The 17,264-nt window shown below is 65.6% G+C and carries 8 protein-coding genes and 2 pseudogenes; 6 read left to right on the plus strand and 4 right to left on the minus strand.

Annotated features, from left to right (window positions below):
* Positions 1 to 52 precede the first annotated feature (52 nt).
* From M2266_RS11470 to pglW, 3 genes are all read right to left on the minus strand, one after another.
* On the minus strand, positions 53 to 3,853 hold the full coding sequence (locus M2266_RS11470) for a PglY protein (protein WP_277438105.1): 3,801 nt from the start codon (positions 3,851 to 3,853) through the stop codon (positions 53 to 55).
* Between the two features lie 83 nt (positions 3,854 to 3,936).
* A complete protein-coding gene (pglX, locus tag M2266_RS11475) occupies positions 3,937 to 7,668 on the minus strand; it encodes a BREX-2 system adenine-specific DNA-methyltransferase PglX (RefSeq protein ID WP_277438106.1) in 3,732 nt (1,243 codons plus the stop codon).
* Positions 7,665 to 12,113 (minus strand): BREX system serine/threonine kinase PglW, encoded by a 4,449-nt coding sequence (gene pglW, locus M2266_RS11480; protein WP_346780881.1) that lies wholly within the window; start codon positions 12,111 to 12,113, stop codon positions 7,665 to 7,667. Before pglW ends, pglX begins: the two co-directional genes overlap by 4 nt.
* Before the next feature lie 295 nt (positions 12,114 to 12,408).
* Between pglW and M2266_RS11485 the strand changes: the two genes are divergently transcribed.
* From M2266_RS11485 to M2266_RS11515, 6 genes and pseudogenes are all read left to right on the plus strand, one after another.
* Positions 12,409 to 13,380, plus strand: a complete 972-nt coding sequence (locus M2266_RS11485) for a hypothetical protein (protein WP_277438108.1) — start codon at positions 12,409 to 12,411, stop codon at positions 13,378 to 13,380.
* A gap of 26 nt (positions 13,381 to 13,406) precedes the next feature.
* Positions 13,407 to 13,988: a hypothetical protein gene (locus tag M2266_RS11490; RefSeq protein ID WP_277438109.1), complete on the plus strand. Its 582-nt coding sequence runs from the start codon at positions 13,407 to 13,409 to the stop codon at positions 13,986 to 13,988.
* A gap of 936 nt (positions 13,989 to 14,924) precedes the next feature.
* Positions 14,925 to 15,158 (plus strand): type II toxin-antitoxin system VapB family antitoxin, encoded by a 234-nt coding sequence (locus M2266_RS11495; protein WP_277438110.1) that lies wholly within the window; start codon positions 14,925 to 14,927, stop codon positions 15,156 to 15,158.
* Positions 15,155 to 15,562, plus strand: coding sequence for a PIN domain nuclease (locus tag M2266_RS11500; RefSeq protein ID WP_277438111.1), 408 nt, complete (start codon positions 15,155 to 15,157; stop codon positions 15,560 to 15,562). Before M2266_RS11495 ends, M2266_RS11500 begins: the two co-directional genes overlap by 4 nt.
* A gap of 211 nt (positions 15,563 to 15,773) precedes the next feature.
* Positions 15,774 to 15,941, plus strand: a pseudogene (locus tag M2266_RS11505) (site-specific integrase); the annotation flags it as partial.
* Positions 15,942 to 15,976: 35 nt separating this feature from the next.
* A pseudogene (locus M2266_RS11515) lies at positions 15,977 to 16,729 on the plus strand (site-specific integrase); the annotation flags it as partial.
* A 32-nt stretch (positions 16,730 to 16,761) separates the two neighbouring features.
* Here M2266_RS11515 and M2266_RS11520 read toward each other — a convergent pair.
* Positions 16,762 to 17,241: a hypothetical protein gene (locus tag M2266_RS11520; protein WP_277438112.1), complete on the minus strand. Its 480-nt coding sequence runs from the start codon at positions 17,239 to 17,241 to the stop codon at positions 16,762 to 16,764.
* Positions 17,242 to 17,264 lie beyond the last annotated feature (23 nt).

Here is a 17,264-nt window from a genome sequence, read left to right on the forward strand (position 1 = left end):
GTCAGTAGGCCGGTGATGACCCGCTGGTTGAGTTCAGGCACGAGGGCTCCCATCAGAGATCGCCGACCGGCAGGCTCGCACTGTCTCCCAGTCCGGTCGGCAACACCTGCCAGTTGATCTCGATCTCGACGTTCGGGTGAGCTGCCGCATAGTCACGGATCTCGTCCTGCACTGCGCCGAGAGCCCGGGTGAGCGCGTTCTCGAGCACGCTCCCGCCCTCCGCGGCCTTGATCCGCCGGGAACGACGAGAACTGATCGTCGGTGCGTCGTCCAAGGAGGGCGACCGTCGCTCACCTTGGTTGGTCTGCCCGTCATCCTCGGGACCCGGGACCTTCACGGGGGGCTCAACGGGGGGCGGGGGCGCGACCGGCGCGACGGTACTCAGCCGCGCCGCCTCATTGATCAGCGCCACGGCTTGGCTGCGTGCCCCACTGAGCACCGGTGCCAGCCTGGTATCGAACTCATTCTTCGAAGCGGCGTCTGCAATCTCCGAAAGAAGCCGCACAGACCGGTCGGCGAGGCCGTCCCCGCGCTCGGTGTACTTTCGTACGCTGTCAATCAGTTCCCAGTCGGTCCCCTCAAGAGCGTCCAACACCTCCTGAGCGGAGGAGATCACCTTGCCCAGTTCGAAGTACGTGCTCGCGTAGGTCGCCGCAGCAAGGTCGCGGGTGAGGGGTGTCGCCTCTGGCGTCTGCTTGATCCGAGCGAGGAGGTCGGCCGCGTCCCGCACCGACTGCTCGCGTGCGGTCGGTGACTCGCCGGTGACGCCGAGGGCTGAGCGGTAGCGGAGCAGAGCACGTCGCAACCCGGTGACAGCACTTTCGCGCGCCTCAGCCTTGCTGCGGACATCCGCTGCCAGCGCGTTGACGTTACGGGCGAACAGCACCGTCGGCACAGTCGTGCCGAACAGCGCCGCAGCCCGCTCGTGCGCCTTGGCGTACTCCTCCTCGCTCGGCCGCTCCTGTGCTCGCAGTGCCCAGCCGGCACCGATCTGGTCCAGGGACGGCGAGGCGTCAGGCCTGCCGTTGTACACCCAGGAGCGGTCCGAGAGGAGGGCGTAGGTCGCGATCACCAGGTTGGAAACCAACTTGTCGAGCCCTGTCCAACCCAGCTCGGCGATCCAAGCGCGGATGTCTTCGACTGCGAAGTCGCCCTTTGCACCGTGCTTGCCCGCCTGCTGGTCGATGTGCCGGCGCCAGTCCGTGGAGACGTTGAGCGGCCCGTCATGCACCTCGCCCAACTCCAGTGGATGCACGATCCGCGCCACATCGCCCAGATCGCGGCTGTCGACGACGACCCTGCGCGAGCTGTCGTCCATCGCCTTGACGATCCACCCGTACACCATCTTGAACTTTGCGGGAGTGACCTGCTTACGGCTCTCCTGACGGTCGAAGTTCGGGTGCTTGGGATACATGGCGTCCAGCAGCCCGTCGGCGAGCTTCAGCAAGTTGTACTCGAAGGACCCACCGCCCTGGAGCTGAGGGGAGTGCCCCGCGTACAACGCATGGACGTGTTTGCCCTCGGTAACCTGGGCGCCCAGGTCACTCTCGTTGGCCTTAGCGATTCCGTACGCCTGATGCAGGACCTGCCCCAGCTGCGCGACGAGCGTCTCGCGCTGCGCCTCCAGTTGATGCCGCACCCGCACCTGGTCGTCAGAACCCAGATGGGTGGCGAAGTCCTTCAAACGGTCTCGATCCAACAGGTAGTTGATCTTCAGTAGGCGGCCGAGCTGGGTACCCCGCTGATCGGAGATGAAGGACGGCAACCAGACGAGGGTCGCCGCGTCCGGCTTCTCGCGCTGCAGGCGGTAGACCCGGTTCTCGTCTGCGCTGGGCGTGCCCTCCTCATCGAAGGGGTAGTCAACAACGCAGCGGATCCGGTCCGGGGTCGACGGCTCGAACTGTGCGTCGGGGAGAATCTGCGGATCGCCCACGTTCTCGAATACGAACTCCGCAATGCGACGCGTGCCGTGCCAAACGATCTCACGGTCCGCTACGAGCGTACCGTTGTCGACGATCTTCAGCTCTCGCCACAGCCACTCCTGTACCCACCGCTTGCGTGCCCCTTGGGTGTCCTTCTCGCCGACGCTGTCCAGGATCGGTTCGACATCCAAATCGGACAAATGCAGCGTGAACACCGGGTCCAGGTCGTGGCCGTCGCTGCGCAGTTCTCCGGGAAACTGCGCCTGGAGCTCCTGCATTCGCCTGACCACGATCCGGTCCTCCTGACCGATGCGCGAGCGGATCGAACCGTGATTCAGCGCGTTCAGCCGCGGCCCCGTCAACCGGGCGAGAGCCGGTACCTCGGGTGCGAGGTAGGCGAGCAGCATCGTCTTGATGAAGCGTTCGTCAGCCTTGTACTTGGCATCGCCGGCAGACCCATACTTCTCCAGGAGGTGGTCCTTCACCTTCCCGTGGAAGCGAGTCGCGGCCTCCGCCTCGCTGCGCAACCGGTCGGTGAAGGCCTCGCCCATCCCATCGGCCAAGACGTCCCACAGGTCGCCGAGCGGGATCAGCTCACCCACCTTCATGTCTTCGCGCCGCTTGTAGAGCATCTGCTGGAGCAGCTTGAGTCCGGTGCGCTCGCGCTGGAGCGCGCCGGAGAGAGCTACCAGCACGTTGAGCAGGACGGGCGAGACCGGATAGAGCGCCTTGAAGTCCGCCCAGTCTGCGTGCGTGACGCCGTTGGCGTCGAGCAATACGTCGCGTACCGACTGGTTCGAGGTCTCGATCCGGGCGAAGGCCGCTTCCAGGGCGGCCTTCGCCGCATCGTCCTTAGGCTTGAGGACACGCTCCTTGATGATCTCCGGAAGGTTACGGTCCTCCAGGCTGATCGGGTCGATACGTCCCGCCAGATACTTGACCTGCTGTTCGAGATTCTTGGCCTCGGCGCCAACCGCGTCCGAGCCGATCAGCTCGGACAGATCGCGTTGGCGGGAGATGAAGGAGACGACAGGCAGCGCGCGGCCACCCGTACCCGATTCGATCAGCTTGACCAGCTTGTTGACCTCGTCGTTGACGAAGGTCCGCTCACGCAGATGCGCCTGGAGCCAGAGGATCAGCTCGTCGAGGAAGAGGATCAGTCCGTCGTAGCCCAGCGATCTGGCGTGCCGGCTGACGATGTCCAGGCCGTTCTCCAGCGGGAGGTAGGCGTCCTTCATGCCAAGTGCCCCGCGGGAGTACGAGGAGTACGGCCCGGACAGCAGCGCGGAAGCCAGCCACTCGCGGACCTTCGGTTCGGGCGATGCGGCCAGAGCTTGGTCGAGGAGTGGCGGCGTCCAGACCTTCGGAGCCTCCTTGACGTCGAGGTCCTCCAGGTCACCCTCGTCCTCCGCCGCAGCAGTTTGCCGGGCGGGTGCCTGTTCGTCCTTCGGCAGCGCAGGGTCGCCGAGCCAGCGAACGAACTGCGCATCGTCGGCGAAGAACGCCCGCTGGCGGCGGGCATCGTCGAACATCGCGTCTGCCCGGTAGACCGGAGGTACAGGCGCATCCGGATGCAACTGCTGCACTGTGCGGACGTACCCACCGAGGATCGCCGAGTCGAGGTCGGTCGCACCGACCAGGTGGAAGGGGACCATCAGGAATTTGCGGTTCCGCAGCCAGGAGTCGTGATCCGCGATGACCGGCTGGAGCGCAGGCTTGGCTCGGGCAGCCGGGTCGTTGGAGAGGATCGCGTGCAGCACGGTCATGAAGTGGCTCTTGCCGGAACCGAAGGAACCGTGCAGATAGGCCGCGTTGGACGACCCCGCCTGCACCGACACCTCAACGATCTTCAGTGCCCGACGGAGTGCCTGCTCGAGCTGAGGAGTGACCACGTACTCGCGGACCCCGCTCGGCAGTCTCGTCGAAGCCACCAGACAGTTCGATCTTGAACGAACCAGCCAGAACGTCCTTGGAAAGGTCCAGTACATCCCGGAGGTAGAGCTCGCCGTTGCCGTTACTCATCGTCTTCCACCGTCTCCATCGCGAGCGTTGACTGCGTCTGCACGGCCGTGCCTGCCCCCTTACGCCCCCGGGTCTTCTTCACCGGACGCCAGTCAGTGAGGGCAGCCGGGGTGAGCTGTGCGTTCGCCAATTCCCCGTCCAGGAAGCTCTGGAACTCCTCGGCGGCAGACTCCTCGCCCCATTCCTCGTCGATATCCCCGAACCACTGACGCAGCCACGGCATGAGCTCCGCGATCCCGGCGAGCAGCGGCACGAGCCGCTCGGTCGGCCAGTCCTGCTGTTTGCGGCGCTCGCTCACGAGGTTCAGCAGGGCAGTCGCCTGGTCACGCTGGTCCCAGCCGGCCCAGCCGAGGAGGAGCGTCGGGTCGGAGTCGGGATTCGCGTCCGGGTAGGACACGAAACGCTCCTTGGGCACGTCGAGCTTCCCGCGGTTTGACCAGTAGGACTGCTTGGTGAAATCCGCAGAGGCGTACTTCGGAGGCACGGCAATGTCCAGGCGCTCCCCCGTACGGTCTTCCTCGCGCTGCTGCTCCCAGACGCTCTCCCACTGTGCGCGCTTGCGCAAGCCAGTGTCCTTGTAGCGATAGGCGGCGAGGTAGGGGACGTGCTCGGTGTCGACTACGTCTGCCAGGACCAGGGCGAGAGAAAGGTTCGGCTTACCGAGGTGAGTCGCGTAGAGGCGCGCGGCGTTGAGGATCGCCTCCGCGTCTGGCCGCTTCTCCAGCTCGTCGGCGAGCTGGCCTACGGTGAGAGTGCGGGGCTGCTCGAAGTCGTTGAGGACGTGGTACCAGAAGGCTTTGTCCTCGCAGCGGTCCAGTAGCCAAGTGCGGAGTGCGACCTTCTCGCGCTTCTCCCAGGGGTCGGCTGCCCAACGCCGCTTGCACTCGGGGCGCTCGATGAGCGCGAGGTCACGGCGTGCGGAGATGGTGTCAATACGAGCCTGCACGATGTCCCGGTACGAGTCCGGCCAATGGGCCGGGATCTCGGTGACGGGGGTGGACCCGTGCCGGTTAAACCAAGCGGTCTCCGCCTTACCGGCTGCCTGCTTACGCGCGAGCACGATCTCGAATGCGCGCTCGCCGAGTTTGACCTGAGGGGGTGTGCTTGGAGAGGGAGCGGTGAGGCGAGTTCTCTCGGCGTCAGTGAGGAGCCCGTAGGCGTGGTAGACCTCCCAGTCCAGCTCCTCCTGAAGCGCGATCATGCGGTCCCGGGTGCGGGTCCAGGCGGTGTGGGCGGCGTCGAGGCGAGCCCGGGTGGGCGGTTCGTCGGCGGTGCAAACGACGGACGGCTCATGGGTGGCTAGCTCCTGCGCTAGGGCGTCGAGGGCACAGCCGAGGGGGAGGGGGAGGCGGGCAGGAAGAGGGAACTCCTGAAGCTTGGTGCCGGTGAACTCGTAGAAATCTTCCCAGGGGACAGAGGTAGTCCGTGCGCCTCGACTATCCACACTGTTGCCCTTGTTGTGGCAGACCTGCTTGAGCCAGAAGCACGCCACCGACGAGTTGAGCACCCCAAGCAGCGCCAAGTGATCGTCCTCGGTCGATCCCTCCCTCAACTTAATCACAGGCGCATGGCGGTTAAAGATACTGCCACCGCGATCAAGAATGAAGTGATTATGCGTGGCAACGAAAGCGAAGGTAATGGACAATGGAGTCTGATATGGGGACGCCGTGTACTGCATGTACTCCCACCATCGAAGCCCCGCATCCTCCATATTCCCCTGGAAGGTTCGCCGTTCTGCTAGCAATGCTCGCCAAGGCCACATCTCGATCGCAATTTCGCCATCAGTAACTTCTCGCACATAAGGAAACCAGATTCCCTGTTCGGGCGAGGAGCACCAGTCCCGATTAGACTCTCCCGACAGAAGGGGTTTGATTCCCGAACGAGGAGCAACTGTTCGCAACGTCGAACGAAGGGGCCGCATGTAGGCTTCATCCGCGCCAGCGCGGATGCCTCTTCCGATGGGTGGAGAAATTGAATCAAGCATCTTAATTGTTTTTTGCGTTAGCCTGGCCAGGACTACACTGGCCTGGCCGCCAGAGAGAGACCAAGGGGGATCGACCCATCTTGTGCGTGGCGTGTCCAGGACGGTAACCCAGTCATCCTCCGTACCCGGCTGGTTGATCCGCTTAGTGATGGACGTCCATACAAGGCCTCTTGAAGGTTCTCTCGGCTGCGAAGGCTCCCCACGAATCCCTAGGACAGCTCTAACTTGGTCATCCTGAAAAGCTAGCCTGTTCCGACCAATCAAGATAACTGTCGGAGTTCCGTGTCCCGGAATATAGGCCCCAGAGGTGTCGATGACGTGTGTGAGGTCGACTTTCTGGTGGAACCAGTCGATCAGCTTCCTACCGAACTCTCGCTTCATGAAGGAGTTCGCCGTAATCTGCCCGGCGAACCCCGCCGCGCGCTCCGACCCGCTCGCGCGCACCGCGAGCTCGAAAATGCGCTGTGCGAAAGGCACCGATAGCGCATACGTCCCCGCGCATGTGTCGTATGCATCCCGGTAATTCTGGTTTTCTTTTTTGTCCTTGACCGTAATGTAGGGCGGGTTGCCGACCACCAAATGGTACGAGCCCTTGCCTAGCAGGTCACAGTCTTGTACGTACTTGTCGACGTCTTCCGTCCGATACAGAAACTGCTTCGTACTAGAGAAAAGGTCATCGCCCACGACGCCCGCGTCCCGCCCATGCAGCAGCGAGTCCCCCACTGCGATATTGATCGGGAACTCCCCCAACACATCCAGCCGCCGCTTTTCCGCAGCCTTTAGGACGGCAACGAGCAAACGGAATCGTGCTACAGCCACTGCAAACGGGTTCTTATCGCAGCCATGTACCGAGGCCAACGCCCGCCGAATCAGGGTCCAGTCGTCCGCAGCCTTGTCCGTATTCCGCCACTTCTCCAACAGCCGCTCGAACATCCCCAGCAGGAAGTGACCCGACCCGCACGCCGGGTCGATCGTCCTCAAACCCGCAGGGAGTTCGCGTACAATGCCGTGGCCGTCACGGACCTCGACGATTGGCTCGAGGCCGAACTCAGCCACTGCCGGCTCCAGCGTCAGGTCGAGGATGAACTCCTCGACGAATACCGGGGTCTGGAGCAGCGCATACGTTTTCCGGGCGTGCTCGCTCAGGTCCTGGTACAGGTCTCCGAGGAATCGGGTGTCCAGGTCTTCGTCCACGAACTCGTGGACGATCTCGCCGTCAGCCCCCACCCGCCTCCAGAACTTCAGGAGCCCGGTCGCCGCCTCGTACGAGGGCTCGATCTCCCACAGGGGGTTGTGCGCACGGTCGAACAGACCAGCGACCGTTCGGTTGGTCCCGGCAAGATGGTCGAAGGCGGCGATGATCCAGTCGCGGTCGTTCTTCTCCGGGTAGGCCGCGAAGAACGCCGCGTCGTGGTCCTCCGCGTCCTTAAGACGTTCGCCGACGCCCGCCAGCCACGGCCTGGCGACGAGCTCGTTGTCCTCGCAGAAGCGGACGAAGACGCAGCCCAGGACCCACGCCGCCGCGACCTGCGTAACCCGCTCGTCCCTCCACGCCTCGTACGTGGCTGCCGTACGCCCGGCATCGAATGCCTTGGCGTACTCCGCCCTCAGCTCCTCCCGGTACGCCTCCACCGAGTCGCTGCGCGCTCGCAGGTCGTCTTCCAGGAGCGAGACCTGCTTGCGGAGGTCCCTCAGCAGACCGTCCTTGTTGCTGCCGCCACCACTACCGCGCGCGCTCACTGTGCCAGTCCCTCTCGATGTGCGGCCAAGTCCTTGAGGAAGCCCTCGGTCAGCACCACGCGTTCCGCGTCGCCGCCGGTCACCTCCACTGTGCGTCCGTCCAGTTCCGGTGTGCCCTGCGCATTGTGGGAAGGAGTGAGGAGCCACAGCCCGTGGGGCCGGCCACCTGGTTTGCGAGCCTCCCGCTGGAGTCCCACCAGCAGTTCGTGCCCGCCCGCTTCGTAGTAGTGGGCGAGCAGCCCTGCCGTGTGGACGAACAAGACCGTCCCCGGCTCCCGCCCGGCAGCCTCCGCCAAACGTTCCGCCACCCGGGGCCACACCCGGACCACAAACGACCGCAGCCCGCCCGGCAATGCACCACTCCTGGTGTAGCGGGTGTCCGCGCCCAGCACCTTGGACCAGTCCGTCCCGTGTTCGGCGGCCAGCGCCTGGAACTCATCCAGGAAGACCCGCCCGAGATTCACCGGCACCACCGGGAACGCACGCGCGACCGCCTCCATCACCGATCCACTCTCGTCCCGCAATCGCCTAACGGACACATTAAGTGCGAGGAAACCACCTTCGCGTACAGCGGAGTTGAGCTTCTCGGTGAGCAGGGCCACCGGATCGCGCCCGGCTCCCGCCCGCGCAGCCTGCGCGCGGGAGGCCGCCGTCACCGTTCCTGTGGAGGATGAGTACAGCCAACTGCTGCCGCCGCCCATCGGGGTGACCGGCGCCAACGGCTTGAAACGCTGCTCCGTCGTCTCGTAGGTCAGCGCGAAGCCAGCTTTCTGCAGCGCGTCCTCGACCTCGACATACGTGGGCTTGCCCAGCGTCATCTCGGGAAAGCGGGAACGCAGCCGCGCCAGCAGCCCGTCCCGGCTGATTCCCACTTCGCGGCGCACGCCGGAGGCAGCCTGCGAGATCTGCAGGGCCCGCCACAGCTCCAGCGTCTTGGGGTACAGCTCAAGCCGTGGCGACGCGGCCGCGCCCGCCGAGGCCGCGGCCGCCAGCGTGACCAACCGGGCGTCCGGCAGCGGGTTCATGTCCTCGGGGGTCGCCACAGCCCTCAGATCACGCAAAGTCACGACGCGATCGGGCAGCGGTTCGGTGGCAGCGATCTTGTCGGCCGCGTCACCCAACGCTACGGCGTACGCTGCGAGCTCCTCCGGCGTGGGGTCGTCGGAGCCGTCCAGTGATGCTAGGGCTACGATCAGCCGTCCTCTGCGCCGCATCTGCGCGAGCCGTGGCTCATGCTCTTCGTCACGGCCGGTGAGTAGCACCTCGGCCGCGACCGCAGCACGTACGACGGCGAAAGCGGCCGCCTGTGTGCCTTCGTCAGTCTCGCTCTCCGATCCATGAGCTGCAGCGAGTACCCGGGCCAATTCACGCGCGGTCATCGCACGGCCGGCGCCAGCGACTGCCTCGACGAGCTCATCACGGACAGTGTCCATCCAGCCCGTCTCGGCCCAGACGCCGATAGCCGAGCCAAGATGTTTCGAGACTGTGTACTCAGAGACCTTGACCCTTTCCGCCACCTGCCGGCTGGTTGGCCAAGTGCCGACCGCCGACGCGCCGTCGAGCCCGAGCCAGGCCGCGACAACCTGGGGCCGTTTGTTGTCCTTGCGGCCCGCCGGTACCGGATTGAGGAGTGCCGCGAGCCGCTCCACGGTCTGCCGGGACTCGTGCTCCGCGCCAACAGTGCCACCAGCGGCCGGTTCAACCGGCTTCACTGCCGCAGCAGCCTGCGCAACCTTGGACTTCCTCGGCCTCAGCGCCGCCGTCCACTGTCGGTGCCGCCGGTTGAGCTCCTTCTTGACGACCGCGCCGATCCCACGTTTGTTCCGGAAGCTGGGCAGAGGCACATCGAGCAACTCGCCAACCGTCACGGCCCCCAGTTCCTCGGCCACCGCCGCTGCCCGCGCGGTCAAGCCGGCGTCCCTGAGAGTCGTGGTGCACTTCGCTCTGTCCGCGCACAGATCCCGGACGGCGTCCTCAGACAGCCCCTCGGGGAACTCGCCAACCCCAAGGAGCGAAACGTTGTCCGTGGTCGGCGGCGGCTGAATACGGTCGGCTTCGGCGAAGATCGCCCGCCAAGCATCCCGCATTTGCCGCAAAGTCTCGAAGCGGCGGTTGACGTCCCGGTGCAGGGCTCGCTCGAAAAATGCCTCAAGTCCCGGCTTCAATACGGCTACGAAGGCATCGGAAGCGATGAACGGGAGCTCGTCCTCGATCCCGACGTTAGGGTCCTCCTGGCCGGTTCCCCACGCGGGGCGCTCAGCGGCGGCCATCTCGTACAGGACGACCGCAGCCGCATACCGCTCCGCGTAGTCGTCATACACGGGCCGCCGTGCATCACCCAAGAATGGGTCCAGGTAGCCGCGGGTGCCCGCTTTGATGTCCCGATCGGAGGCTGCTGCCAGGGAGAAGTCGAACAGCATCAATTGCTGTTCTCCGTCCTCCCGGACCTTGATCCCGAGGTTATCGGGCTTGAGATCGCGGTGTCGCATACCCCTGGCTGCAAGATCGTCCAGCGCCGTGAAGAGGTCCTCGCCGCAGGAGGCCAACTCTTCGTATCCCAATGGCCCATGGCTGCGCAGCCGCTGGGCGAGGGTCTCAGGTCCCGCGTATTCAAGGGCGAGCACAGTCCTGCCGGCGAGGGTGCGCGGGCCCTCGTAGAGTTTGACGATCCGGCCACTGCTGACCTGCTGTAGAGCTGCGGCCTCGGAGGCCAGGCGCTCGTTCTTCTCAGCGTCCAGAGCTACCTTGAGGACCCGTTCCTCCGCTACCAGCCGGCCGCGCTCGTCCTCGCTGACGCGGGTCACATACAGGGCACGTGCGGTGGCGCCTGAGCCGAGGACTCGTTCCACGGTCCAGTCGCCGTCGACGGCCTGGCCAGGAGTGGCATCCAGAGGATCGGCCTCCACCGCGGCGGCCTCGGCGGCACTGGCCTGTTCGGTTTGGTCAAGCCAGGTGAGGAATGCGTCTGCGGAGTCGAGGCGCTCGTCGACCGAGGATCGGGTAGCGGCGTACACCAGCTCGTCGAGGCCGGAGTCGACCGCGTCACTGACTGCGTACATGTGCAGTCCGCCGTCTGCGTGCAGCCGCTCCTTGAGCGCAGTACGGGTTTCGGCGGGCGGCATCCCGGTCAGGATGTGGTGAGCGACCGCACCCAGGCCGAAGACGTCGAGGTCCACAGGGTCGGGGAAGTCAGCGTCTGTCTCCGGCGCGAGATAGCACTGGGCAGCATCCTCAATGTGCTCCCCCGTGAAGGATGCCTCGCCGAGCGAGCGCAGGGAGGTGGTGTCGAAGTCGCGAGCGGATGCCTGCCAGTCGATGATCCGCAGGACCGGATTGCTGCCGTTATCGCGCGCAGTGACGTATACCGAGCGAGCGGCCAGGGCGCGGTGGTAGAGCGAGCGACGGTGGGCGTAGCGAACAGCCTCGGCGAGCTGGCGCACCATGTCACGGCGTACCGCGTCGGGCAGCTTCGCTCCATGCACCGCCAGGTAGTTGTCAAGGCGAAGATCGCTCTCACGGTGGCGGAAGAGGATTGCCGGCCCGCCCTGGTGCTGGCGGATAGCGACGGCCTGGGCGATACCGCGGTGGGCGATCCCCTGAAGCACCTGATACTCACGCTCGGCCGCCCGAGTAGCCGAGCGGCGCTTGTCCTCGCTCGCCATCTGCTCGACGAGATAGACCCGGACCCGGCCCTCCTCGTGGATCATTTCCTTGCGCTCGGCGAGCCGATCCTCCCAGGTGGGGCCCGCATCCAGGGGGCGGGAGGAAAGTTTCCAGCCATCGCCGAAGTCGAGGTGGGCGGTGGAGGCCCGCACCCCGATCCTCTTCATCAGCTCGGGCAGGTGCCGGGTGAAGTCCTCGGTAACACGCGAGCTCTCACGTTCCGGCGGCAGACTCAAGAAGTCGTCCCAGATGCCGGGCAGCCCCGTTACGGCACCATCGCGTCCGTACACGTGGGTACGTTGCACCGTATCCAGCGCGCTCTGGAGCAGCGGATCGGAGAGGAAGACCGCCGGGTCGATGCGCGGGATGCGCGGAATCCGCAGGTGAAGATCATCGGCGGCCTGCTGGAGGCGGGACTTGAGCTCCTTGGACTTCAGGTCGGTGAGGTGCAGCGGATTGCGGATCGTACGGATCCGGCCATCAGGAGCGTGAAAGCTCCAGGTATCGCCGGTATTGACCACCCGACCGGGGTGCCCCTTCAATTCGACCAGGTACAGGCCGCGCGGTACTGCGATGAGAAGATCACACTCGTTGATACGGCCGCTCATCGCCGTGAAGGAGAAGGTCGCACACGCGTAGTGGGGGGCGGTGACCGGCATCCGCTGCTTGACGTGATCGAGAGCCGCCTGCTCCCAAGGGAACGGTGACGGCCGCGTCTGATACCAGCGTCTCACCTGAGGTGGTCCGGGCCTGGGGGTCGCCTGGCCGGCTGCTGCCGCCACCGCCGTTCACCGCACCTTTCCACTGCCGGGCTCGCCTGCTCGTCGGCATGATCGATGCCGAGGGAGATGGTATGGGGCGAATCACGGCTTTCTGAAATCGTCAGACTACTGAATGGGACATCCTGCCAGGTGGGAGGCCACATCGCAGTGAACCGAGGCAAACTCGGACTACCGCCAGGCAGACCCCAGAGAGCTCGTCGCTATCTGGCCATTCTGTGGCCGGTATGCCATACGCCGCAGAGGACCCTTCTACGATCATGGGGTACTCAGCGAGCCGCAGGCGGGGGAGACGGATATGGCCGGGACTGTACGCAAACGAACCGTTTTCTTCTTCGAGATTGTGGAAGCCCACCGCGGTCAGCCCCGTATGGAACCCCAGCCCTGGAGACGCTTCCTCGACCACGTCGCGGCCTCGGAACCACACGAGCGCATCGTGCGTAGCGCGGACGACCAACTGGTCGGGATCGTAGATACGACCACCGCGACTGATCACCTGCAGCTCGCCAAGATCACCGGCGAGGTGCCACACCAGCTCGACCACAGCAACGGCACCATTGAAGCTCTACAACTTGCGGCCGGCACAGACGTCGTCCACGTGACCACGCTCTGTTTCCTGCCCTACGGCAACATCATCGGCGCCCTACACGGAGGCTTCTCCGCACCGCGCGTCAGCGCCATCACCAAGTGGCTGAACGGGATCGGCCTCCCCTGCGGCGAGGTTGTACTCAAGCCCGTCATTCATGCGCGATCCCGTGAGAAACTCAACCGGATCGAGGCGGTGTCGGAGTTCACCGTGCAGCTCGAAGGCGCCCCGGCAGACACCGTCAGCGCCCTGGGGGCGCGAGGCGACCTCGCAGACTCGCTGCGAAGTTTCGGGCAGCGTCATCCCGACACCTCCATCACCCTCTCCCTGAAGGTTCCCAGGCGCGGCGGGCGGCTGAGCAAGCTCCGCAGGAACCGGGCCGCCACCCAACTGCGCAGCGACGTGCTCCAGTTCATCCCCGACCTCGATGAATGGATGGACGAGTCGGGGGTGGTGCGCTCCGTCAGCGGCCAGGTAGCCATACGCGACCCGCACCGACAGTCCCTTGAGTACGAGCCACTCGACTTCCTGGCCCACCGCATCACAGCGCAGTGCGAAGTGCCGGTCGCCTTCACCGACGGTCGTTCGGTGGACCTTCGATACGCCGTCGACGCGATCTTCCGCGCGGCCCGTACACATGAAAGTGCGCTTCAGGAAGCCTGTCAGTACCGGCCGCTACCCTGAACAGCAGCTCAGGACTGGGGGGCGACATGCTGGACTGGTTGTGGCGACGATGGGTGGGCCGACCCGCTGTCGACTGGATCCTCGCGCTGACGGTCACCGGGGGGCAACTGGCGGCTGTGTGGATCACAGGGGGCGGGGATGTCCTGGCCTGGCCCGATAAGGACCAGCGCATCGCCGTTTATACGGCAACCGCGACCGTCGCCGCAGTTGTCGGCAGCTTCATCACCGCGGCTGTCACCCTGTACGCCGCATCCACCGGAGAGCGCATGCGCACGTTGCGCACGCATCCCGTACAGGGGCCGCAATTCCGGCGAAACTGGATGAGCATCCTCAGCGCAACACTGGTGGTCTCAGGGTTGTGCTTGCTGGCCATCATCCTCGACACGAAACAGCAGGACCCGGGCGGGGCGCACTGGCTGGCCTCGGTGGCTATAGCCCTGGGGGTGGCGCGAGCCACGCGACTGGTATGGCTGTTTGGCAAAATCATCATCGGCGGCGACATCGATCTCGCGGATGCTGCCCTCACCCCAACGGGGCCACCACCGACGCCGATACCTGTACCGACGCGGCGGCCAGGCGGCCATGGCGGTGCGGCGGGGAGTAGCTGACGCACTCGCCAGGCGACGGGTCTGAGCTTCTACGCGCTGGAAGGGAAATCCGTCGGTCGTGGGTTCGAGCGCCTACCCCGAGCTGGCGCGACCCCCGGGGAGCGTGGGGTCCTCGTCCACCGGGGACGCGTTCGGGACACAGTCGGGACACAAGGATAGGAACAGACCGACAAAGAGCAACAGGGGTCGATATTACTTACCCCATCTGACCAGCAAAAACGTACTGAATGAGCACACATGATCAAGGGCCGCCAAGATCCCCAAAGGACTCATAATCCGTCGGTCGTGGGTTCGAGTCCCACCCGCCCCACAACAGACATGCTCTGACCTGCGGAAACGTTCCTTGTGAGGTGTTGGAGCGTCAACTCCGGTTCAACGGAACAAATCCGCTGCTCGGGAGTTCGGCTGCAGAGCGGCCGAAGCGACTGGCACCCGCCTGACCTGCCCAGATGCTGCGAACCATTGCCGAGGCGAGTCGCCGCGAGGGACTGACAGGCGCCCGGGAACCTAAATTCGGGACACTGGCAGGACGCGGGCATCGGGAACTGCAGTTCGAGGACATCGGCCGCCGGACCTCGTGCCGCTCCGCGATTTCGGACTGCTTCCGCTCGGCGGCGCACTGTTGGCGCCCCAGAACGATGCCGTGCCATTGGGCCTTCTTCGTAGTCTTCGGTCGATGGAAGAGATGAAACGGCCCCAAGAGGAAACGGTCCCCCCTCCCCGAGCTTCGCGACTCCCGCGGACTGGCTGGAGTCGCCCAACAGGGCCACACACGCCCAGGCTGACCCTGCCGTCGAACTTCCTGGCGCCGATGGTCGCGCCCATGAGGCACCGGGCCCTCGGACCGTCGACGACGCGCAGCTTGCCGTTTCCTGGGTCGCCAATGTTGGTGATGTATCGTAGATACATACATCAGCATCAGGGGGATGGTCGGTTGTGTCAGTCACCCAAATTGATCTCGACGACGAGGCGCTGGCAGAGGCCATGCGGTTGATGGGCCTCACGACGAAGAAGGAGACGGTCAACGCGGCCCTACGCGACTACGTGGACCGGGTCAAGCGGCTGGAGGCTGCTGAGAAGCTGGTTGCCCGCGGGGCCCAGGGTGAGTTCGATCAGGCCGCCGCCGCCCATGACGCTGTTAAGCAGGCCCGGCGGGCGGCCTTCGAGTGATCTCGTATCTGCTCGACACCTCGGCGCTGTGGCATCTGTTCCGCACGCCAGGGGCGCTACGCCCCTGGGAGGGACACATCGCCGCCGGGGTGTTCCGTGTCTGTGAACCCACGCGGACCGAGTTCCTGTACTCGGCCACGAGCCCGTCACACCGGGACGAGCTGGCCGAGGAGCTAGACGCGCTGTGCCCGCTGTCCGCGGTACCGAAGGGCGCGTGGCGCTGGGTCGACACCGCCCAATACAAACTCACCCAGCGCAGCCAGCACCGCTCCGCCGGCCCGATCGACCTACTGATCTGCGCAACCGCGGTCCAGCACGGCCACACCGTGCTCCACGTAGACAACGACTTCGCCACCGTGGCCAGCATCCTCAAGGACGTACAACAGCGCGACATCCGCACCTAACGCCGACCGAGTTCGTCGTCGCCGACCTGATGGCGGCCCGCCTGCCGCCGTACTGGGTGCAGTATCGAAGTCACTGTCCCGCAGCCATGAACCTGGACGGTTCTCTGAGCGCAGCCGCCGCACCCTTTAGATCCGCGAGCCGTGCAGCAAGGGTGGCCTCCGCGAGCCGGGTTGGCAGTGCGGCGCTGAACTTGAGACGTTTCAACGCCCTCTCCTGGAGCAGGGCGTCGAACTCGTCGTCATCAAGGAACTCCTCGGCCACGCCCACATCGGCGTCGCCGCCGGCGTCTACGCCCACGTCCGACTCCGCCTCCAGCGCCAGGCCATCGCGCGGGCTACCGAGGAGTCCCCGTCTCGACATCCGTCAGTTGCAGCCTGACGAACTTCCGGTACCGAGTCGTACACCACAGCATCATGTCGTCTCCGAGTGAAGACAGCACCTCCGCCTCCGCCCGGGCAGGAGCGTCAGCACGGACTGCCAGGGCCCGGCCGCGAGTCGGCTGTGCGGCGGGCGCATACCGCAGTCCATTAGTCCCGCCGGGTACGGCGACAACGGCGACGAATCACCGCTTTGTGCAGCACCCGTCCGCTGACGTTGCCGCCAGCTACTGCCGTCAGACGCTCCCAGCACCATGCAGAGACCCCGCCGGAGACAAATCCGACGGCTACTGGATGGAGAACGTCGCCGTCCACCAGCTCCGCGAGAACACCCACACCCGCTACACCGCCTGCACCCGCCTCTACCTCATTCATGGGCTCGGCCGGAAGAAGCTCGCCGAGCTCACCACCAAGGACGTCCGCACCTGGCTCGACCAACTCCGCACCACCTGCCAGTGCTGCGCACGCGGCCTCTACACCGCCCGCGACCAGCCGCAGTGCTGCGCCATCGGAACGTGCTGCTCCAAGCGGCTGTCCCTGCTGACGCTGGCCTACGTGCACTCCGTGCTCAAGTCCGCTTTGGAGCACGCCGCCCGGGAGGAGGAGATCCCCCGCAACGTCGCCCGCAACGTCCGCATGGGAACCCCGAGGCCCAGCCGCTTCGAACCCCTCACCGCCGATGAGGCGCGCGGGTTCCTGGCTGCCACCCACGGTCACCGGCTGAGCGCGCTGTTCGAACTCGCCCTGCGCACCGGGCTCCGCAAGGGCGAACTCCTCGGCCTGCGCTGGGCGGCGATGTGTTCCGCCTCCTCCAGCCGGCCCTACCGCACCAGCAGCCAGCACATGCAGCCGACTCCGGAGCCAGCCGCGAGCAGGTCCCCGCCCTCCCGGGCGTCCGTGATGGCGCCGCGAAGGGCCGCGTAGGCGATGTCGTACTGCCTCACCTGTGTGAGGTACGTGCCGGCCAGGCGCAACGCCTCGGCGCGGGCGAGCAGGGCTTGTCTGTGCTCTTCGCCGCTGTCGTAGTGGGCGACGGCCCGCGCGGCGTCCCGCAACAGGCCGGGCAGTTGGGCGGCGACGCTCTTGTAGCTGTCGGAGAAGTACAGCACCCGCGCGTCTCGAACCGTTCGAGCGTAGGCGCGCAGGTTCGGTTCCTCACCCACGGCCTGGGCGTCCTGGTCCACGAGCCCCACCGCCGGGGTGAGCGCGGCGCGAAGCTGGATGAGGTTGAGCCGGTTCGGCTCCTCCGCCCGTCCTGCGGGCTCCGGTGCGTCGGACGTTCCTAGACAGCTCCACCACACCGGAGGTCTTCGCCATGTTCAAG

Source organism: Streptomyces sp. SPB162 (genome assembly GCF_029504575.1).
Lineage (GTDB): Bacteria > Actinomycetota > Actinomycetes > Streptomycetales > Streptomycetaceae > Actinacidiphila.